The sequence below is a fragment of the Streptomyces angustmyceticus genome, assembly GCF_040701845.1.
Lineage (GTDB): Bacteria > Actinomycetota > Actinomycetes > Streptomycetales > Streptomycetaceae > Streptomyces > Streptomyces angustmyceticus_A.
This window is the reverse complement of sequence record NZ_JBFBHQ010000003.1, coordinates 227,547-246,835: the sequence shown is the minus strand read 5'-3', so window position 1 is coordinate 246,835 and position 19,289 is coordinate 227,547. Positions and strand designations below refer to the sequence as shown.

Genomic DNA, 19,289 nt, shown 5'->3' with positions numbered 1-19,289 from the left:
GGCCGAGGGGCGGCGTTTCACGTGAAACGCCGCCCCCGTCCGTATGCGGGCCCGGGGCGGGCTCGGCGAGCGGGGGGAGCCGCCGGGCGGCGGGCGTCCGTCCGCCGGAAGAGGTTCCCGATCCGGCCCGCGTGCCCCGACCGCCCCATCCGTGTGGCCGTGTTCCGGTACGGCACGCACTGTGGTGCCCATGCAGCAAGCCAGTCTCCTCTCCGCCAGGTCCGCCCTGGGGCCGCAGGCCCGTGAGATGCGTCCGGTCCCGAGCGGCGACCTGTGGTGGCTCACCGCCGTGGCCGTCCTCTTCACCGCCTGCCTGCTCGCCTCCGCCGTCGCCGTCCCCGGCCTGGGGTGGGACGAGACGGTCTACCTCAGCCAGGTCGACCGCCATGTGCCGGGCGCGTTCTTCAGTGCCCCGCGCGCCCGCGGGGTCAGCCTCCTGCTCGCCCCGATGGCCGCCCTGACGACCTCGGCGACCGTGCTGCACTGCTACCTGGCGGTGCTCTCCGGCGCCGCGCTCCTGCTCACCCTGTGCGTCTGGCGGCGCCTGCTGCCCGCTCCCGTGCCGGCCCTGGGCGGCGCGCTGTTCGCCGGGCTGTGGATCACCCTCTTCTACGGTCCGCAGGCGATGCCCAACCTGTGGGCCGCTTACGCCGCGCTCGCCGCCACCGGCTGCTTCCTGCGGGCCGTACGGCAGCCGTCCCGCCAACTGGCCCCGCGCGCCGACCGGCGGGCCGCCGCGGGACTCGCCGTCGCGGTGGCCGTGGCCGCGCTGATGCGTCCCACCGACGCCGTCTGGCTGGCCGTGCCGCTCGTCGCCGCGGCGGTGTGCGTCCCCTCCTGGCGGCGCCCCGCCGTGCTGCTGGCGCTGCCGGTGGGCCTGGTCCTGGGGTGCGCCCAGTGGGTCGTGGAGGCGTATCTGTCCTACGGCGGGCTGCTGGCCCGGCTGCGGAGGGCCGCGCAGATCCAGGGCGGACTGGGCTGGCATCTGTCCTTCGACGACCACGCACGGGCGCTCCAGGGCAAGACCCTGTGCCGCCCCTGCCATCTGACCTGGGATCACCCGGTGACGGCGGTGTGGTGGCTGGTGCTGCCGCTGGCGGTCGCCGGGGCCGTGTGGGCGGCGCTCCGCGCCCGGGAGCCCCGTGGCGAGCTGCACGGCTACGGGCCGGCGGCGCGCAGCGGTGCCCGGCACCCGCTCGGGCTGGCGCCCATCCGGCCCGGCAGCCTCGGCCCCGACCCGGCGGACGATGCCGCGCCCGGCGGCGGGCGGAACGGCTACGGACCCGGCTGGCCGCTGGTGCGGCTGCGCGACTCCCGCGGCCCGCTGCACCGGTACGGACCGGCCCCCGTCGTCCTCCCGGCGCTGGTCGGCCTCTGTCTCGCCGCCCCCTACCTCCTGACGGTGAACTACGCGGCCCCCCGCTTCCTGCTGCCGGCCTACGCGCTGCTGATGATGCCCGCAGCCTGGTTCCTGTACTGGCTGACCCTCCTGCCGCGCCGCCATCACGCCTGGGCGGTGGCCCTCCTGGTCCTCGTGCTGCTGAGCCACCAGGTCGTCCAACTGGTGGTCTGGCAGAAGATGGTGCGGAGCACCGCCCGTTCGCAGGCCGGTATCGAGCGGATCACCGCGTCGCTGCGTGCGGCCGGGGTGCGGCCGCCCTGTGTGGTGAGCGGTGAGGAAGCGGTACGGGTGGGGTACCTGGCGGGCTGTGCGTCCCGCCAGCCGCGCGGCCATGACGCCAGCATCACCCCCGCAGCACTGGCCCGGCTGGGCGCGGGCCGTCCGGTCGCCGTGATCGTCGCGGGCGGGCAGCGGCCGCCGGCCTACGCCCGTGGCTGGCGGCGGGTGACCCTCCCGCCGGTACCGGACTTCCGGCTGCTGCACGCCTACCTGTCCCCGCGGGCCCGCCCCTGACCGGCGCTCGCCGTCCCGGACGGGTGAGCGCCCATCCGGGGCGGCGACCGTCCGGCCCTGCCCGGGGACCGACCGGTCCCCGGCCACGGCACGCCCGGCCCCCGAACGCACTCGCGCCCGTCCGGCCGCAAGGGCTGGACGGGCGCGAGGACGGATCTACTGCTCCACCGCTCCGGCCGGCGGTGACGCCGGCCGGCGGGCCGGGCCTACTGCTCCGCGCCGCCGAAGCGCTCGCGGTAGGACTCCAGGTCCTCCTCGGTGATCTTCGCGAAGAGCACCGGCGGCACCGTGAAGGGCGTCCCGGCGGGCACCGAGGCCAGCGCCTTGGCCTCCTCCGGCGAGACCCACACCGCGGTGTCGTTCTCCAGGGCGAAGGCCCCCCGCATCGCCTTGGCCGACGACGGAATGAACGGCTCGGAGACGATCGCGTAGAGGTGGATGAGGTTCATCGCCGTACGCAGCGTCAGCGCCGCCGCGTCCTTGTCGGTCTTGATCTCCAGCCACGGGGCCTTCTCCTCCAGGTAGGAGTTGCCCGCGCTCCACAGGGCGCGCAGCGAGGCCGCGGCCTTGCGGAACTGCAGGGCCTCCATGTGGCCCTCGTACTCCGCCAGCAGCCCGGCGATCTCCTCGCCCAGCTTCTGCTCCGCGGCCCCGGCCTCGGTGCCCGCGGGCACCTCGTCACCGAACCGCTTCCGGGAGAACGACAGCACCCGGTTGACGAAGTTGCCGAGGGTGTCCGCCAGGTCCTTGTTGACCGACGCCGAGAACAGCTCCCAGGTGAAGGAGGTGTCGTCGGACTCCGGGGCGTTGGCGATCAGGAAGTAGCGCCAGTAGTCGGCGGGCAGCAGCTCCAGCGCGGCGTCGGTGAAGATGCCGCGCCGCTGGGAGGTGGAGAACTTCCCGCCGTAGTAGTTGAGCCAGTTGAAGGCCTTGAGGAAGTCGACCTTCTTCCACGGCTCGCGGGTGCCCAGCTGCGTCGCCGGGAACATCACGGAGTGGAACGGCACGTTGTCCTTGGCCATGAACTCCGTGTACCGGACGTCGTCGGCCTCGTACCACCACGACTTCCAGTCGCGGCTGCCGTCGGAGACGGCGTCCGCCCACTCCTTCGTCGACCCGATGTACTCGATCGGCGCGTCGAACCAGACGTAGAAGACCTTGCCCTCGGCCGCCAGCTCCGGCCACACATCGGCCGGTACCGGCACGCCCCAGTCCAGGTCACGGGTGATCGCCCGGTCCTGGAGCCCCTCGGTCAGCCACTTGTGCGCGATGGACGAGGCCAGCGTCGGCCACTCCTTGCTGCCGTTGCCCTCCAGCCAGCCCTCGACCTCGTGCTGCAGCTTCGACTGGAGCAGGAAGAGGTGCTTGGTCTCGCGCACCTCCAGGTCACCGCTGCCGCTGATCGCCGAGCGGGCGTCGATCAGGTCGGTGGGGTCGAGCACCCGGGTGCAGTTCTCGCACTGGTCGCCGCGCGCCTTGTCGTAGCCGCAGTGCGGGCACGTGCCGACGATGTAGCGGTCCGGCAGGAAGCGGTCGTCGGCGATCGAGAAGACCTGGCGGATCGCCCGCTCCTCGATGAAGCCGTTCTCGTGCAGCTTGCGCGCGAAGTGCTGCGTCAGCTCCACGTTCTCCCGCGACGAGCTCCGCCCGAAGTAGTCGAAGTCGAGGGCGAAGCCCTCGTAGATCGCCTTCTGCTTGTCGTGCTGCTCCGCGCAGAACGCGTCGACCGACTGGCCCGCGTCCTTCGCCGCGAGCTCGGCGGGGGTGCCGTGCTCGTCCGTCGCGCAGATGTAGAGCACATCGTGGCCGCGCTGGCGCATATAGCGCGCATAGACGTCGGCCGGGAGCATGGACCCCACCATGTTGCCCAGGTGCTTGATCCCGTTGATATACGGAAGGGCGCTGGTGATGAGGTGTCGAGCCATTGCCGGCTGCTCCCAAGTCGCTACGGTGAGTGAGGATTTGCTTTACGGAACGTCAATATCGTACTGGACGGGCCGGGGGTGCCCGCGCGGCCTTTTCCGGGGCGACCGGCCCGCCCGCTCCGCCCTCTCAGGCCGCCGCGTCGGCCGACTCCGCGCTGTCCGCCGCAGGGGCCCGGCCCTGTCGCGGGGCCCGGCCGTTGACCAGCAGCCCGGCGACCAGCGCGGCCAGCAGCATGATCGCCGAGCCCACCCCGATGGCCACGGTGAACCCGTGCACCACCCCGCTCTTCACGATCCCGTCCCGCACCGCCGGGGTGAGGCCGAGGGCCCCGCCCCTGCGGGCCGCGTCCGCCAGATGACCCGCGATGTACGTCGCGCTGGTCGAGGTCGCGATGGTGTTCAGCAGCGCCGTACCGATCGAACCGCCCACCTGCTGCGCCGTGTTGACCGTCGCGGAGGTGACGCCGGAGTCGTGCGGCGCCACCCCGGACGTGGCCGTCGCCATCACCGGCATGAAGGTCAGGCCCATGCCGAGGCCGACGAGCAGCATGGCCGGCAGCACATGGGAGACGTAGGCGGGCTCGGCCGTCAGGAACGTCAGGGTGAAGAGCCCCGCGGACGCGAGGACGGCGCCCGGGACCATCAGGAACCGCGGCGGGATCCGGTGCAGCAGCCGTGCGGAGATCTGCGTCGAGCCGACGATGATCGCGACCACCATCGGCAGGAAGGCCACGCCGGTCCTGACCGGTGAATACCCGAGCACGGTCTGCAGGTAATAGGTCATGAACAGGAACATTCCGAACAGGCCGATGACCGCCAGCGCCATGGTCAGGAAGGCGCCCCCGCGATTCCGGTCGCGGACGATGTGCAGCGGCAGCAGAGGGTGGCGCGCCCGCGACTGCCACCACGCGAAGGCGGCCAGCAGCACCACGCCCCCCACCAGCAACCCGAGAACCAGCCCGTCCCCCCAACCCCGCGGCTCCGCCTCACTGCACCCGTAGACGAGCGCGACCAGGCCGCCGCAGCCCAGCACCACACCCGGCGCGTCCAGGGAGACGCGCCCCCGCTCGGGCCGGTCGCGCAGGAACACCGCGGCGCCGATGAACGCGATCACGGCGATCGGGACGTTCACATACAGGCACCAGCGCCAGTTCAGATACTGGGTCAGCAACCCGCCGGCGATCAGTCCGATGGCCGCGCCCCCGCCCGCGATCGCCCCGTAGATCCCGAACGCCTTGCTCCGTTCCTTCCCGATGGTGAAGGTGGTGGTCAGCAGGGACAGCGCGGACGGTGCCAGCAGCGCGGCGAAGGCGCCCTGCAGCGCCCGCGCGCCGAACAGCAGCCCGGACCCGGTGGCCGCGCCGCCCAGCCCGGACGCGATCGCGAAGCCCACCAGCCCGATCATGAAGGTCTTCTTCCGCCCCACCAGGTCGGCGATCCGGCCGCCGAGCAGCAGCAGCCCGCCGAACGCGAGCGTGTACGCGGTGATCACCCACTGGCGGTTCGCGTCCGACATCCCCAGGTCCCGCTGGGCCGAGGGCAGCGCGATGTTCACGATGCTGGCGTCCAGCACCACCATCAGCTGCGCGATGGCGATCACCACCAGCGCCCACCAGCGCCGCGGATCGGGCTCGGCGGGGAGGGCCCAGCTGGGCGTGGTGGTCCTGCGCGGTGCCGGAGGCGGCTCGCCGCCCCCCTCTCGGCTCGCCTCACCCATCACGACCCACCTCGCTCGGCTGCTCCGGCCACCCGGCACCGCCCCGGCCGACCGGAACGGGCGCTACCGGGAGGAAACGGGGCGCTTCATCCATTCAGCCTAGGCAGTGGGGCGGGGCGGCGCCTGCTGTGCCGGGCGGGGCCGGGAAAGGCGCCGGCCGCGGCGGGCTCGGGGCCGCCGCGGCCGGTCGGGTGTCGTCAGCAGGTGGTGCGCAGGGGAGGAGGAACGGACGAGCGGCCCGGGGGCCGGAGGTCAGTTGTCCTTGACGATGCCCGCGGTGCGGGCCTCGGCGAGCCACTCGGGGAACTCGACCATCAGCTGCTGGTAGAGCTCGTCGTGGGACAGGCCGCGCGGGTCGCGGCCGGCGTGGAAGAAGCCGGCGTTGTCGACGACGCGCTTCTCCGGGACGGTCAGGTCGTCGAGCTTGCGGAGGAAGTCGAAGCCCTTGGCGTCCGGGTCTCCGAAGCCGATGAACTGCCAGAAGATCGGGAGTCCCGCCGCCTCGCAGAGCGCCTTCTCGGCGGCCGGCTTGGAGGTCGGGGCACCGTCGGTCTGGAAGATGACGAAGGCCGGCGCGGTGGAACCGGACTTCTTGTAGTGGTCGACGACGGCGTTGACGGCCCAGTGGTAGTTCGTACGGCCCATGTGGCCGAGACCGGCGTGCAGTTCCGCGATGCGGCCCTCGTAGTTGGTGAGGTCGATGTCGGCGGTGCCGTCGATGTCGGTGGAGAAGAACACGACCGGGACGGTGGCGTCGTCGTCGAAGTGCGCGGCGAGACCGAGGGCCTGCTCGGCGAGGTTCTGGACCGTGCCGTCCTTGTAGTAGTTGCGCATCGAGCCGGAGCGGTCGAGGACCAGGTAGACGGCGGCGCGCTGGGTGGCGAGGCCGTGCTTGTCCAGGGTGGCGGCCGCGGACTTGTAGAGGCTGAGGAGCGCGGGGGCGACCGCCGGGAGGGAGCCGGGGGTCTCGGAGCCGGGGGTCTCGGGCTGGGGCTCCGCTTCTGCCGTTGCCGGGGCTTTGGCCTGGGTGGCTGCCTTGGGGTCGGTGTCGGGCTCGGGGGCGGCCGACGGGGCGGGGGCTGCTTCGGTCTTCGCCTCCGCCTTGGCCTTCGGCTTGGCCTCGGCCGCCTTCGTTGCCGGCTTGGCCTCCGCCTTTGCGTCCGCCTTCGGCTTTGCGTCCGCCTTCGGCTTTGCGTCCGCCTTCGGCTTTGCGTCCGCCTTCGGCTTGGCCTCGGCCGCCGGGGCTTCGGGCTTCGCCTCGACGTCTGCCGCCGCCTCCGCCGCCTCCGCCGCCTTCGCTGCCGGCTGGTCCGCGGCCTTCGTCCCGGCGTCGGCCTTGGCCTCCGGGGCGGGCTCCGCCGCCTCCGCTTCCGGCTCGTTTGCGGTCGCGGGCTCGGCCGCAGGCTTGGCCTCGGCCTCGGCGACTGCCGCGTCGGCGGGCTCCGCGACGACCTCGGCGGCCGCCGGCTCCGCGACGACCTCCGCCGCGGGCTCGGCCTCGGGCTCCGTCGCGTCAGCCGCCGCCTTCACCTCGGCCACCGGCTCCGCGTCAGCCGTCGTCCTGGCCTCGGCCACCGGCTCCGCCGCGGGCGATTCCTCCACCTCGGCCACCGGCTCCGGCTCCGCCTGCGGCTCAGCGGCCTCGGCGGTCGGTTCGGCGTCGGCCGCCGGCGTCTGGGCCGGGTTGTCGAAGGCCTGGCTCACGAGGTCGGCGGCGGCCGGGGCGGCAGCCTCAGGGGCCTCGGCCTCGGTGGCGTCGTCCCGCCCCGCGGAGGTCCTTTCCGCCCGGTCCGCCTGGTCTCCCCGCTCGCCCCGGTCCGCGCGGCCGCCCTGGGCCGGCAGCGTCGGGGTCGTCGGAGCGGGCGCCGGGTCCGTGTCCGGGGTCTCCGTGGGAGCCGTCCGGGCGGCCGGAACCTCGGCCTCCGGGGTGGCGGCACCCGGGGCGGACTCTTCGCGAGCCTCCGGGATGGTCGCGGACTCCGGCTTGTCGGCGCCGCTCGGGGCCGCGCCGGTTTCTTCACGGGTCGCCTTGGAGCGACCGAAAGCGTTGCGCAGCAGACTCCGAATGCCCATCGGCGAACCTCTCTTGCGTGTGCTGGGTGCGGCGTATGTCCGTGAAGCACGGACATGTCCCTGACCAGGACGGATACGTAAGGGTAGCGGCCGGGACCGGCCTCACAGTGGGACCCCGCGCCTTGTGTGGTGGGCCATCCGGGGGTGTTGCGGAGGCGGATGGTTTCAGCCGACCGGGCCCGGCCGCGTTCGCCCTGCGTACGAGGTTGTCCGGCCGCCCGCACCGGTTCCCCGGCCGTCCACAAAACCTCCTCGCAGTCCGTACGAGTGCCCTGCCGCGGCGTATCGCCGTCCTGCCCCGCGGGCAGCACGCACCGTCCGCCCCGGACAGCAGCCCGCACCGACTGCCCCGACCGTACGCACCGCCCGCCCCGGCCCCGTGCACCGGCCCCTGCCCCGCGCCTCGCACCGCACGCCCCGCACAGCGGACGCCGCCCTGCCCCGTACGGCGTCCGGGTGACGCGGACGGGGTGCGGGCGCAGGAGCCCGCGGCGCAAGGGCCGGACACGGAAGGCGAGTTGATGCGCTCCTGTGTGGTGGGTGTGGAGCGGGAGGACGTAACGGGACATCAGGGCGCGAGAGGTCCGGGGCCCCACGGGCGCAGACGGTTCTCCTCGTCCCACGGGCGCCCCCTGCCCACATCACGCCGCGGAAACGATGTGGCAAGAGCTGGGTAAGAAGTGAGTCGCTCAGGTATCCGATGCGCAGGTGTGCCCGTCTTCTCCGGTGACCATTGTCCGGAGCCGCCCGTTGTGCCTTAGGCGGCCGTTGAGAAGGCAAGAACCCTCGCGAGGGTGACGGGAGATGTGGGCGCATGGGGCTGACCAGTCAGTCGCTCGAGTACACGGTGATCGTGCTGGCGGTGGCCTGTGTCGCCGCCACGGTGTGGCTCTGGCCCCGGTTGTCGAGGCGCGGGGTCGGCCCCGTCCTGGGCAGACTGGGCGCCATCCTGGCCACCCAGGTGTCGATCGTGTGTGCGCTCGCCCTCGCCGTGAACACGAACTTCGAGTTCTACGGCAATTGGGACGAGCTGCTCGGCAACAACGACAAGGCCCCGGTCTCCGTGAGCGAGGGCGGCGGGCAGTACGCCTCGGTCGGCAACATGAAGGGCGGACTGGTCCAACCGGCCGGTCCGCAGGGCCTCGATCGGGTGACCGGGCTTCCCAAGGGGCCCGCGGACAAGGTGGGCAAGGTCGAGTCCGTACGGATCGTCGGCCGGCGCACCCGGGCCATCAACCCCGGCTTCGTGTATCTGCCGCCGCAGTACTTCCAGCAGCAGTTCCGCCGGCAGCGGTTCCCCGTCATGGTCGTCATCAGCGGCTACCCGGGCGGGATCATGAACCTCGCGCAGCACCTCCAGGTGCCGCAGAACGCGGGCCGGCTGATCGCGCAGGGCCGGATGCAGCCGACGGTGATCGTGATGGTCCGGCCGACGATCGCGCCGCCGCGGGACACCGAGTGCGTGGACGTACCGGGCGGCCCGCAGGCCGAGACGTTCTTCACCAAGGACCTGCCGGACGCCATGAAGTCGGCCTACCGGGTGGGCCACGACCCCAGTGCCTGGGGCGCGTTCGGGTACTCGTCCGGCGGTACGTGCTCGCTGCAGCTGGCGATGCGCAACCCGCATGCCTACACCTCCGCGGTCTCGCTCTCCGGCGACTACGCGATCAAGGACGACCTGACCACCGGCAGCCTCTTCGGCCCCGGCGCCCAGGGCGCCCAGCGCGAGCGCGAGCACGATCTGCTGTGGCGGCTGAAGAACCTTCCCGCGCCGCAGATCTCCGCGCTGGTCGCCAGCAGCCGTAAGGGCGAGGCGGATTACGGCGAGACCATGAAGTTCATCCACGCCGCCAAGTCGCCGATGTCGGTGGACTCGATCATCCTGCCGCAGGGCAGCCACCAGTTCGCGACCTGGCGCCGCGAGGTCGTGCCGGCCCTGGAGTGGCAGAGCCAGCAGCTGACCTTCCCGCAGGACACCGAGGCGGTCGCCCCGCAGCGCAAGCCGAATGCGGGGGCGCCGGGCAAGAGCGGTGCCCCGGGTCCGGGGCAGCGGACCGGGCCGTCCAAGGCGCCGACGACGTCCGACGACAAGGGTCGCCGGCGGGTGGAGGCGGAGCGCCCCCGGGGGTGAGCCGCGGCGGAGCCGAGCAGTACTGCGCAGGGGCGCCGGAGTGGTCCGGCGCCCCTGTGGCGTGTGTGCGGCCGTGGCGCGGGCCCGCGGTGGCCGTCCGGCGTCCGCCACATGATTCGCCGGACCCCGGGTAACCGCACTTCCCATCGGCGCACTGCGCATCTCGCACACCGGGGAGTGACCTCATGGCGCGTACGCAACAGGGCGACGAGGCGGTGTGGTCACCCGTGGCCGCGCGGGCCCCGCTGGCCGTCCGGATCCTTCTGCTGGTGCTGGCGTTCGCCGCGATGGTGGCCTTCGCGGTGGCGCTGGCGCGGGTCACGCTGACCCCGTCGGCGGCCTCGGTGCCGCTGACCCATCCCAATCTCCGCCCCGGTGACTCGATCCGGAGCTACCTGGCGCAGCCGCACCTGGCCGACACGGTCAAGCAGCTCGGCGGCAACGTCCTGCTGGGGGTGCCGTTCGGGGTGCTGCTGCCGGTGCTGGTGCCGCGGGCGCGGGGACTGCTCCGGGTCGGCGTGGCGACGGCAGTGGTGATGCTGCTGGTGGAGCTGGTGCAGGGGGCGCTGATCACCGGCCGGGCGTTCGACATCGACGATGTGATCCTCAACTGCGCCGGCGCGCTGCTCGGCTATCTGCTGCTGGGGCTCCGGCTGGGCCGAGCGGTGCATCCGCGGCGCAGGCACTGGTGGCACCGGCTCACCGGCAAGGGGGCGGTCGTGGGGAGCCCCGGGGCCTCGAAGGCGTCCACCCCGTAGGACCGCCTCATGGGGCCGCTCCGTAGGGGCCGTCGCGCGACGGCGTCGGCTTACGGGCGCTGCCCGCCTCCCCGGGTCTGCGGGCGCTACGGCCGGTAGACCATGCCCGGCTCCGGCTTCGCCGGGGACAGCAGCTGGGAGACCGTGACGACCGTGTAGCCGCGCTTCTTCAGCTCCTTGAGGATGCCGGGGACGGCCGGCACGGTCCCCTGGTAGATGTCGTGCAGCAGGATGATGCCGTCGCGCTCGGTCTGTTCGAGCACCCGCTTGGTGATCAGGGCCGAGTCGTTGGTCTGGTAGTCCTTGGCGGTCACGCTCCACAGGACCTGGGCCAGGCCGAGATCCTTGCTGATCTCGGATACCTCTCCGTCGGTCCTGCCCTGCGGCGGGCGCATCAGCTTCGGCGTCCTACCGGTGATCTCGCGGACCGCCTCCTGGACGCGGGACAGCTCGCGCCTGGCCTCGCCGGGCGCGATCTCGGTCAGGATCTGGTGCGACCAGGTGTGGTTGGCCGGCTCATGCCCCTCGGCGTCGATCCGCTTCACCTCGGCGGGGCGCTTGTCGACGTGGTTCCGGCCGAGCAGGAAGAAGGTCGCGTGCACCTTCTCCTTCTTGAGGATGTCCAGCAGCCGGTTGGTGTGCTCGCTGGGGCCCGCGTCGAAGGTGAGCGCGACGCACTTCGCCGTGCGGCAGTCGACGTCGTCGCCGCTGCCGTTCTTGCCGTCCTTGCCGTCCTTGCCGTTCTTGCCGTTCTTGCCGTCCGGGTTCTTGGCATCGCCGGCCGCGGCGAGCCGGGCGTCCTTCGCCTTGACGTCGGCGGCCGGTGCGTCGGCGCGGGCGTCGGCCGGGGCGGTGACGTCGTAGGTGGCGCAGCCGCTGAGGGCCAGGGTCAGGGTGGTGGCCGCCAGCAGCCCGGCTATGGACGTACGGCGGGCCGTGGACATCTGCTTCGGCATGCGAGCCTCTCTTCGGGCGCGTGCGGGCAACGGCGAGCCCATGACCTGCGCTTTTGCGCATGGCGCAGCTGACGCGTACGGCGGTGTCACCACCTCGCGCCGCCCTTCGGTCACAGGGGTCGAACAGACCGAGAGGGACTATACATAGGTAGTACACACTGCATGTATACGTGGGGTGTGCAGAGGGCTGCACAGGTGGGGCGGGGAGAGGGAGCGGGCGGGTGCGGAGGCCGGCGGGACGGCCGTCCGCGGTCGCCCCGATCGGACGCGTCCGCCGCGACACGCCGGGCCCGCCGGGGTGGACTCGTACCGTGACCGCACCGCCGCCGGACGACTGTCTGGCCCGCAACGACTGGATCTGCGGCGACTACCTGAGCACCCGTCGGCAGATCCTGCTCGACGCGGTCGGCCAGCACCTCCAGCTGACGGTGATCTCGGTGGCGCTCGGCCTGGTGATCGCGGTGCCGCTGGCGCTGCTGGCCCGCCGCAGGCGCTGGACGGCCGGACCGGTGCTCGGCATCACGACGGTCCTCTACACCATCCCGTCGCTGGCGATGTTCTCGCTGCTGCTGCCGGTCTACGGGCTGTCCGCCACCCTGGTGGTGGTCGGCCTCGCCCTGTACTCCCTGACCCTGCTCGTACGGAACATCCTGGCGGGGCTGGACGGGGTCCCCGCCGAGGCCAGGGAAGCCGCCCGCGGCATGGGGTTCGGGCCGATGCGCCAACTGCTGACCGTCGAACTGCCGCTGGCTCTGCCGGCCGCGATGGCCGGTCTGCGGATCGCCACCGTCTCCGCGGTCGCGCTCACCACGGTCGGGGCGATCGTCGGGTACGGCGGGCTGGGAAACCTCATCTATGCCGGGATGAACTCCTTCTTCAAGGCGCAGGTCCTCACCGCGTCCGTCCTGTGCGTGATCATCGCGGTCGTCCTCGACCTGCTGCTGCTCGGTGCGGAACGGCTGCTCACCCCCTGGCGCCGGGCCGGACGCCGGACGCGGGTGCGCACGCGGGCCGGCGCGGGAGCGAAGCGGCTGGTCACGGCCGCCGGGCGGCGGACATGAACACCCTGTCCGCGGTCTGGACATGGCTGACCACCGCCGCCAACTGGTCCGGTGAGAACGGGGTCTGGCACCGCCTCGAACAGCACCTCGTGCTCACCTTCGCCTGTCTGGTCATCAGCGCGCTGATCGCCCTGCCGGTCGCGCTGACCCTCGGCCACCTCGGCCGCGGTGGCGCGCTGGCCATCAACCTCGCCAACGTCGGCCGTGCGGTGCCGACCTTCGCCGTGCTCGTCCTGCTGCTGCTGACCCCGCTCGGACGGCACGGGCAGTGGCCGACGATCATCGCGCTGGTGCTGTTCGCCATCCCGCCGCTGCTGACCAATGCGTATGTCGGGATGCGGGAGGTGGACCGGAGCGTGGTGCGGGCCGCGCGGGGGATGGGGATGACCGGGACGCAGCTGGTGTGGCGGGTCGAGGTGCCGCTCGCCTTTCCGCTCATCCTGACCGGCATCCGGATCGCCGCGGTCCAGCTGGTGGCCACCGCCACGCTCGCCGCGCTGGTGGGCGGCGGTGGCCTCGGCCGGATCATCACCGCGGGGTTCAACCTGGCCAGCACCCCCCAGGTGGTCGCCGGGGCGGTGCTGGTCGCGGTGTTCGCACTGCTGGTGGAGGGCGCCTTCGAGCTGGCGCGGCGGTGCGCGCCGGACTGGGCACGGGGGCCGGTCCGGTGAGGGCGGTCGCGGCGCTGGCGGTTCTCGCGGCCCTCGGGCTCTCGGCCTGCGCCGGCGGTCCTTCTCTGGAGAACCGCTCCGCGATCACCGCCTCCCCCGGGGACAGCCACGACCTGGCCATCGGTTCGGCGGGCTTCACGGAGAGCGAGCTGCTCGCCCAGATGTATGCGGCGCTGCTCCGGCACGCCGGATACCGCACCCATGTCCTGACGGTCGGCAACCGTGAGCTGTACGAACCGGCCCTGGAGGCCGGGCAGATCGATGTCGTCCCCGAGTACGCCGCGACCTTCGCGGACTGGCTCAACGCCAAGGGCAAGGGGGCCAAGGCGGCCCCGGTCGCCTCGCCGGACCTCGGCGCGACCATGACCGCGCTGCGCCGGCTCGCCGGCCCCCGCGGTCTGACCGTGCTCCCGGCCGGCCGGGCCGTCGACCAGAACGCCTTCGCGGTGAGCGCCGCCTACGCCCGCAAGCACCACCTCGCGACCCTCGGCGATCTGGGACGCGCCAAGCTGCCGGTGCGGCTGGCGGCGGGCGATGAGTGCGTCCAGCGGCCGTTCTGCGCACCGGGGCTGAAGAAGACGTACGGGATCGACATCACCGCCGTCGACCCGAAGGGCGTCGGCACCACGCCCGCCAAACAGGCCGTCCAGAACGGGCAGGACCAGATGGTGCTGACGACCAGCACCGATGCCACCCTCGACCAGTTCGGGCTGGTGCTGCTCGCCGACGACAAGAAGCTTCAGAACGCCGATTACGTCGTCCCCGTCGTCAACCGCGCACGGGCGGGCGGCGCACGGGCGGCCGCCGCGCTCGACCGTCTCAACAAGGTCCTGACCACGGCCGATCTGGCGCACCTCAATGAGCAGGTGGACAGCTGGCGGCGACTGCCGGCGGATGTGGCCCGCCACTACCTCCAGTCCAAAGGGCTGTTGCCCAAGGACTGAGCTCTGCCGGTGGGTGGAGCGGGCTGTTTCACGTGAAACGCCCCGCAGGCAGGCAGGGCAGGCGTTTCACGTGAAACAGCCTGTCCCGGACCGCCCCACCCCGGCGCCCAGGGGCCCGCGTCGCGTCGTCCCGCGTGCTCACTCCGTCGGAACGGAATCCACCTCGGCCCGCTCACGGGGCACCCCCCGCTCGTCGGAGCCGATGGTGCGGCGCAGGGCCTCGTGGAGCTTGGTCGGGGTGAGCACGCCCAGGAACCGGTGGCCGTCCAGGACCGCGATCCAGCCGGCGTCGTGCTTGAGCATCTCGCTGAAGGCCGCCTTGAGGGTGCCGGTCACCGGGACCCAGGCCTCCATCCGGCGGGCATGACCGGCCACCGTGCCCGCCACCCCGGCCAGCTCCTCCGTGCCCGCCCAGCCGTGCAGTGCGCCCTCCTCGTCGAGCACCACGGCCCAGCGGGCGCCCTCGGTCCGCAGCCGTCTCCCGGCGTCCGCCGCGGGTTCGCCGAGCCGGACGAGCGGAGGGTGTTCGAGGTCGCCCCGGTCGATCCCGGTGACCGAGAGCTGCTTCAACGCGCGGTCGGTGCCGACGAATTCGGCGACATAGGACGTGGCGGGGGCACCGAGGACGCTCGCCGGGGTGTCGTACTGCTCGATCCGGCCCTCGCCGTAGACCGCGATCCGGTCGCCGAGCCGGATGGCCTCCTCGATGTCATGGGTGACCAGCAGCACCGTCTTGTGCAGACCGGCCTGCAGCCGCAGGAACTCCTTCTGGAGCCGGTCGCGGACGACCGGGTCGACCGCACCGAACGGTTCGTCCATCAACAGCACCGGCGGGTCGGCGGCGAGCGCCCGGGCCACCCCGACCCGCTGCCGCTGTCCGCCGGAGAGCTGGTCGGGGTAGCGCGAACCGTGGACCGCGGGGTCCAGGCCGACCAGATCCAGGAGTTCGGCGGCCCGCTCGCGCGCCCTGGCCTTCTTCCAGCCGCTCAGAAAGGGCACGGTGGCGGTGTTGTCGAGGACGGTGCGGTGGGGGAAGAGGCCGGTCTGCTGGATGACGTAGCCGATCCGGCGGCGCAGGGCGACGGGGTCGACACCGGCGACGTCCGCGCCGTCGACGTAGATCTGCCCGTGGGTGGGGTCGATGAGCCGGTTGACCATCATCATGGTCGTCGTCTTCCCGCAGCCGGACGGTCCGACCAGCGTCACCAGCTCGCCCTCGCCGACCTCGAAGGAGAGGTCGTCGACGGCGGTGGTTCCGTCGGGGTAGCGCTTGGTGACGGAGTCGAACCGGATCATTGCGCCATTGAATCCCGCGACCTGGGACCGGACCCGTCATGCGGGCAATCGGGTGGGCGAGCGACGGCGCCCTACGCCCCCCGGCGGATCACGGGCCCTCGGCTTCCGCTCCCGGCGCCACGCCCGCGGCCTCGCCCCCGGGCGCCGCGCCGTCGCCCGCCCCGGCCCCGTCTTCCGCCTGTGACCCGTCGCCCATCCGGTAGCCGCCGCCCGGCACGGTCTCGATCACCGGCGGGTCGCCGAGCTTGGCGCGCAGCCTGCCGAGCGTGACGCGCACGGCGTTGGTGCGGTAGCTGGTGTGCTCCTCCCAGACCTCCTCGATCAGCTCGTCGCCGCTGACCGGTGCGCCCTGGGCGCGCAACAGCACCTCCAGCACCCCGAATTCGGTGCGGGACAGCGCCAGCGGCCGGCCGTCGCGCAGGGCCAGCCGGCGCGCGGTGTCGACGCTGACCCCCGCCCGCTCGATGACCTGCGGCCGGACGGGGCGGCCGGGCCGGCCCAGCATCAGCACCCTGCCGAGCAGGTCCTCGTGCGCGAACGGCCTGGCCAGCTGGTCGTCGGTGCCCGGCCCCGCGTCCTCGGCCCGTTCCTGTCCGGTGCCGGGTGCGGTGAGCAGCAACACCCGCGTCGGCCGGCCCTGTTCCGCCAGGTGCCGGCAGATCTCGTCGGCGTGCGGGGCGGGCAGCTCCTGGTCCAGGACGAGCACGTCGTAGACGCCCTGCCGGAGGGCGGCCAGCGCCGTACTCCCGTCATGGGCGGTGTCCACCGTGAGCGCCGCACGGCGCAGCGCCGCGGCGACTCCCTCCGCGACCCGATCCTCGGCTTCCGCCACCAGTACGCGCATGGCGTCATATCTACCCGAGGCGGACCGCACGGGGCCGGAGCCAGGGCCCGTGCGGCCGTGTCCCGCCGCGGGGAGGGCCGTACGGACCCGGCGCGCGGGGCCGTACGAGTTGCTTCCGCCGCACCGCCTCTCCTCCTGCCGCATCCGGCCCCACCCGCGTGCTTACGATCCCCTTCGGCCACCGGTCGGAAGGGTGGAAGGGAACGCCACGATGAGAGCCGTAGCAGTCAGCGCATTCGGTGAAAAGCCGCAGCTCATGGATCTGCCACAGCCCGAACCAGGGCCCGGTGAGGTCCTGGTGCGGCTGTCCGCCGCCGGACTCAACCCCGTCGACTGGAAGATCGCCGACGGCATGTTCGGGGACGCCGTGCCGGCGGCCTTCCCCCTCGTCCTGGGGACGGACGGGGCGGGCGAGGTGCTCGCGATCGGGAACGGCGTGCGGCGGTTCACCGTCGGCGACGCGGTGTTCGGCCAGTTCCAGCGGCCGGAGCAGGGCGGCGGTTCGTACTGCGAACTCGCCGTCGCCGACGAGGGTCGCCTCGCGCACGCCGCCCGGAGCGTCACCTACGCCACCTCCGCGGGGCTGCCGACGGCCGGCATGACCGCGTACAACCTGGTCGAGGAGACCCGGGTCACCGAGGGCACCCGGGTGCTGCTGGTCGGCGCGACCGGTGGCGTCGGCACCTTCGTCACCCAGCTCGCGGCCGGCCGCGGCGCCGAAGTGATCGCCACCGCGCGCCCGTCGAAGGCGGAACTGATGCGGACGCTGGGCGCCGCGGAGACCGTCGACCACACCGCGGGCCCGCTCGCCGACCAGGTCCTCGCGGCCCATCCGGACGGCGTCGACGTGCTGATCGACATGATCGGCGGCCCCGCCGAGTTCGCCGAGCTGACCCGGACCGTACGCGACGGGGGCATCGCCGTCTCGCTCATCGGCTCGGCCGACGCCGACGAGCTGACCGACAACAACCTGCGCGGCTTCAACTTCGTCAACCGCCCCTCCCCGCAGTTGCTGGAGATCCTCGCCGGCCACGTCGACGCGGGCCGGCTGACGGTCCTCGTGGGACGCGAGGTCCCCCTCGAAGAGGCACCGGAGGCCCTGGAGGCCAGCCGCACCGGCCGGTCGCAGGGCAAGACGGTCCTGGCGATCTGAGCGCAGCTCAGGACCCGGCGGCGGCGCGGGCGAGGCGGCGGGCGAGCAGCGCCCGGGCCGCCGGCGGCCCCGCCGCGGCCAGCCCCGCGGTCAGGGCGCCCGCGCCGGCGAGGAGCCAGACCCCGCCGAGCAACGGCCCGGTGAGCGCATCGGCGTAGGCGCCCGCGGCGGGCCGGGAGACCACGGCCGGCAGCGCGTCCAGGGCGCGGCCGCGTACCAGCGCGAGCGCGGCGGCCAGCAGGGCGGCGGCGGCCGCGCAGCCCAGCCCCGTACAGATCAGCGCCCGTCGCCGGCGCCGCGCCAGCAGCAGCCCGCCGGCCAGGCACAGCACCGCGGCGGGCGGCAGCAGCAGCGCCCCGGTGTGCACGACGCGGTAGACGGCCCGGACCCGCGGCACGTCCGGCGCCTTCAACAGCACGATCTCCACCCCGGCCCGTGGCACCCGGTGGACGAGGTCGAGCCCCATGCCGTTGTGCGACAGCTGATGCCTGACGCGGTCCACGACCGGGGTGAGGTCCAGGGTGACCGGGGAGCGGCCGGACGCGGCCAGGCTGCCGTCCAGGGTCCGGTGGGCGGCCCGGTGCACCCCGTTCCACATCGCGGGAAAGCCCCGCCCGGTGACGACCTGCCGCACCTGCTTGTCCACGAACGCGCGCAGGCCGCGGGTGAAGTGCCGCCGCAGCGCGGGCCGCTCGGCGCGCGGTACGGCGTCCAGCAGCCCGTCCAGCCGGATGTGCGCCATCACCCCGTCCGTCACGTCGTCGACGACCGCGTCCTGGACGGCGGTGTTCCCGGCCAGCGGGGCCACCGACGCCACATAGCTGTCGGTCTCGGACAGTTCGGCCCGCGCCCAGGTCGCGGCCAGACCCAGCGGCAGCAGCACCACCCCCACCAGCAGCAGCACCCCGCCGGCCACCGCCCGCCCGCGCCGCCACGGTGCCCGCGCCGCCGCCCGTCCGCCCGGGGACACGGGGGCGCTCGCTGGCATCGCGTGGGTCCTTCCTGCCCGGCGGACGGCGGGCGCGTCCGGGGACCGGCCGGACCGGGAGGACCCTCACGACGTGCCCCATGGCCTCCTTCCAGGCAAGGGCGAACCCCCGCGGCCCGCGAGCGGGACCGGTGCCAATGGGTGACCGCGCGCGGCCCGGACCGCCGGACCGGGGCTCAGCGTGCCCGCGCGGTGCGCCGCCGGCGTACCGCCCGCACCACTCCCGGCCCGAACAGCGCGGTGACCGCGGCGGCCACCGCCCACCCCACCCAGCCGCCGCCGCTCGCGGCCTCCGCGTGCGTCTCCGGCAGGTCGTCCAGATCGCCCGAGCAGGCCGTGGGCGCGTAGGAGCCGCCGACGTAGACACAGACCGTGGAGGCGGCGCGCAGCGTGCCGGGGGCGGCGCTGCCGGTGTCCCGGGTGCGGTCGCCGAGCACGGCCGAGGCGGTGAACACCTGGATGTCGTGCGCGGGCAGGTCGGCGCGCCAGATCGCCTTCTGCTCCCGCTCGCCGCGCCCTTCGACGGTGGCGCCGGGCGCGGTGGCGGAGATCGTGGTGGCCGGCATCTCCTGCTCGATGCGGGCCCCGCGGACGGCGGTGGCGCCCAGGTTGTGCACGGTGATGCGGTAGTCGAGCCGTTTGCCGGCCTCGGCGTCGTCGCGGCCGTCGGTGACCGCCACCGTGACCGAGACGGCGGGCGGTGCCTGCGGGGCGTGCCCGGCGGCGGGCGGAGCCTGGGGGAGGTGCCGGGCGGCGGGCGATGCCTGCGCGGCGTACGCGGCGGACGGTCCGGGGAGCGCGGCGGCGCACAGCAGTGCGCAGACAACGGCGGTTCTCATGCCGTCATCCGAGCATCG

Annotated in this window: 15 protein-coding genes; 7 read left to right on the top strand and 8 right to left on the bottom strand. The window is 73.4% G+C overall.

All coding sequences use genetic code 11. From position 1 onward, the window contains the following. Positions 1-190 precede the first annotated feature (190 nt). Positions 191-1,915 carry a hypothetical protein gene (locus AB0411_RS08485; RefSeq protein ID WP_366416512.1) on the top strand — a complete coding sequence of 575 codons (1,725 nt, stop codon included), beginning with the start codon at positions 191-193 and terminating at the stop codon, positions 1,913-1,915. Positions 1,916-2,121: 206 nt separating this feature from the next. On the opposite strand, the gene metG is transcribed toward AB0411_RS08485, so the two are convergent. The 3 genes from metG to AB0411_RS08470 all read right to left on the bottom strand — a co-directional run bounded on the left by metG (position 2,122) and on the right by AB0411_RS08470 (position 7,630). Next, positions 2,122-3,840: a methionine--tRNA ligase gene (gene metG / locus AB0411_RS08480; protein ID WP_366416511.1), complete on the bottom strand. Its 1,719-nt coding sequence runs from the start codon at positions 3,838-3,840 to the stop codon at positions 2,122-2,124. Positions 3,841-3,967: 127 nt separating this feature from the next. After that, positions 3,968-5,557, bottom strand: a complete 1,590-nt coding sequence (locus AB0411_RS08475) for an MFS transporter (RefSeq protein WP_366416509.1) — start codon at positions 5,555-5,557, stop codon at positions 3,968-3,970. A gap of 252 nt (positions 5,558-5,809) precedes the next feature. After that, positions 5,810-7,630 carry a vWA domain-containing protein gene (locus tag AB0411_RS08470; RefSeq protein ID WP_366416507.1) on the bottom strand — a complete coding sequence of 607 codons (1,821 nt, stop codon included), beginning with the start codon at positions 7,628-7,630 and terminating at the stop codon, positions 5,810-5,812. An 814-nt stretch (positions 7,631-8,444) separates the two neighbouring features. Between AB0411_RS08470 and AB0411_RS08465 the strand changes: the two genes are divergently transcribed. Both AB0411_RS08465 and AB0411_RS08460 read left to right on the top strand, forming a co-directional pair. Beyond that, the gene (locus AB0411_RS08465; protein WP_366416506.1) at positions 8,445-9,761 is read left to right on the top strand and encodes an alpha/beta hydrolase; all 1,317 of its coding nucleotides are present in this window, start codon (positions 8,445-8,447) and stop codon (positions 9,759-9,761) included. 185 nt (positions 9,762-9,946) lie between these two features. Continuing rightward, positions 9,947-10,519, top strand: coding sequence for a VanZ family protein (locus AB0411_RS08460; protein ID WP_366416505.1), 573 nt, complete (start codon positions 9,947-9,949; stop codon positions 10,517-10,519). A gap of 86 nt (positions 10,520-10,605) precedes the next feature. On the opposite strand, the gene AB0411_RS08455 is transcribed toward AB0411_RS08460, so the two are convergent. Next, positions 10,606-11,475 (bottom strand): polysaccharide deacetylase family protein, encoded by an 870-nt coding sequence (locus tag AB0411_RS08455; protein WP_366416504.1) that lies wholly within the window; start codon positions 11,473-11,475, stop codon positions 10,606-10,608. Between the two features lie 311 nt (positions 11,476-11,786). Here AB0411_RS08455 and AB0411_RS08450 point away from each other — a divergent pair, with 311 nt between their 5' ends. Genes AB0411_RS08450 through AB0411_RS08440 form a run of 3 tightly spaced genes read left to right on the top strand, consistent with a single transcriptional unit; the run spans position 11,787 to position 14,151 of the window. Beyond that, positions 11,787-12,536 (top strand): ABC transporter permease, encoded by a 750-nt coding sequence (locus tag AB0411_RS08450; protein WP_366416503.1) that lies wholly within the window; start codon positions 11,787-11,789, stop codon positions 12,534-12,536. Next, positions 12,533-13,207 carry an ABC transporter permease gene (locus AB0411_RS08445; protein ID WP_366416502.1) on the top strand — a complete coding sequence of 225 codons (675 nt, stop codon included), beginning with the start codon at positions 12,533-12,535 and terminating at the stop codon, positions 13,205-13,207. The genes AB0411_RS08450 and AB0411_RS08445 overlap by 4 nt, the downstream gene beginning before the upstream one ends. Next, a complete protein-coding gene (locus AB0411_RS08440; protein WP_366416501.1) occupies positions 13,204-14,151 on the top strand; it encodes an ABC transporter substrate-binding protein in 948 nt (315 codons plus the stop codon). Before AB0411_RS08445 ends, AB0411_RS08440 begins: the two co-directional genes overlap by 4 nt. 138 nt (positions 14,152-14,289) lie before the next feature. Here AB0411_RS08440 and AB0411_RS08435 read toward each other — a convergent pair whose 3' ends face one another. Both AB0411_RS08435 and AB0411_RS08430 read right to left on the bottom strand, forming a co-directional pair. Continuing rightward, positions 14,290-15,447, bottom strand: a complete 1,158-nt coding sequence (locus tag AB0411_RS08435; protein ID WP_366416500.1) for an ABC transporter ATP-binding protein — start codon at positions 15,445-15,447, stop codon at positions 14,290-14,292. Positions 15,448-15,535: 88 nt separating this feature from the next. Then, complete coding sequence (locus tag AB0411_RS08430; protein ID WP_366416499.1) at positions 15,536-16,291, bottom strand: response regulator transcription factor; 756 nt, start codon at positions 16,289-16,291, stop codon at positions 15,536-15,538. Between the two features lie 211 nt (positions 16,292-16,502). On the opposite strand from AB0411_RS08430, the gene AB0411_RS08425 reads away from it, so the two are divergent. Then, a complete protein-coding gene (locus AB0411_RS08425) occupies positions 16,503-17,444 on the top strand; it encodes an NADP-dependent oxidoreductase (protein WP_366416498.1) in 942 nt (313 codons plus the stop codon). 7 nt (positions 17,445-17,451) lie between these two features. Here AB0411_RS08425 and AB0411_RS08420 read toward each other — a convergent pair whose 3' ends face one another. Continuing rightward, a complete protein-coding gene (locus AB0411_RS08420) occupies positions 17,452-18,432 on the bottom strand; it encodes a hypothetical protein (RefSeq protein WP_366416497.1) in 981 nt (326 codons plus the stop codon). A gap of 176 nt (positions 18,433-18,608) precedes the next feature. Further along, positions 18,609-19,271: a hypothetical protein gene (locus AB0411_RS08415; protein WP_366416496.1), complete on the bottom strand. Its 663-nt coding sequence runs from the start codon at positions 19,269-19,271 to the stop codon at positions 18,609-18,611. Positions 19,272-19,289 lie beyond the last annotated feature (18 nt).

What these genes read in the sequence shown, in the direction of transcription:
- AB0411_RS08485 (WP_366416512.1), top strand. Translation starts at nt 191, where the DNA reads ATGCAGCAAGCCAGTCTCCTCTCCGCCAGGTCCGCCCTGGGGCCGCAG.
- AB0411_RS08465 (WP_366416506.1), top strand. Translation starts at nt 8,445, where the DNA reads ATGGGGCTGACCAGTCAGTCGCTCGAGTACACGGTGATCGTGCTGGCG.
- AB0411_RS08445 (WP_366416502.1), top strand. Translation starts at nt 12,533, where the DNA reads ATGAACACCCTGTCCGCGGTCTGGACATGGCTGACCACCGCCGCCAAC.
- AB0411_RS08425 (WP_366416498.1), top strand. Translation starts at nt 16,503, where the DNA reads ATGAGAGCCGTAGCAGTCAGCGCATTCGGTGAAAAGCCGCAGCTCATG.
- AB0411_RS08435 (WP_366416500.1), bottom strand. Translation starts at nt 15,447, where the DNA reads ATGATCCGGTTCGACTCCGTCACCAAGCGCTACCCCGACGGAACCACC.
- AB0411_RS08455 (WP_366416504.1), bottom strand. Translation starts at nt 11,475, where the DNA reads ATGCCGAAGCAGATGTCCACGGCCCGCCGTACGTCCATAGCCGGGCTG.
- AB0411_RS08470 (WP_366416507.1), bottom strand. Translation starts at nt 7,630, where the DNA reads ATGGGCATTCGGAGTCTGCTGCGCAACGCTTTCGGTCGCTCCAAGGCG.
- AB0411_RS08430 (WP_366416499.1), bottom strand. Translation starts at nt 16,291, where the DNA reads ATGCGCGTACTGGTGGCGGAAGCCGAGGATCGGGTCGCGGAGGGAGTC.
- AB0411_RS08415 (WP_366416496.1), bottom strand. Translation starts at nt 19,271, where the DNA reads ATGAGAACCGCCGTTGTCTGCGCACTGCTGTGCGCCGCCGCGCTCCCC.
- AB0411_RS08460 (WP_366416505.1), top strand. Translation starts at nt 9,947, where the DNA reads ATGGCGCGTACGCAACAGGGCGACGAGGCGGTGTGGTCACCCGTGGCC.
- AB0411_RS08475 (WP_366416509.1), bottom strand. Translation starts at nt 5,557, where the DNA reads ATGGGTGAGGCGAGCCGAGAGGGGGGCGGCGAGCCGCCTCCGGCACCG.
- metG (WP_366416511.1), bottom strand. Translation starts at nt 3,840, where the DNA reads ATGGCTCGACACCTCATCACCAGCGCCCTTCCGTATATCAACGGGATC.
- AB0411_RS08420 (WP_366416497.1), bottom strand. Translation starts at nt 18,432, where the DNA reads ATGCCAGCGAGCGCCCCCGTGTCCCCGGGCGGACGGGCGGCGGCGCGG.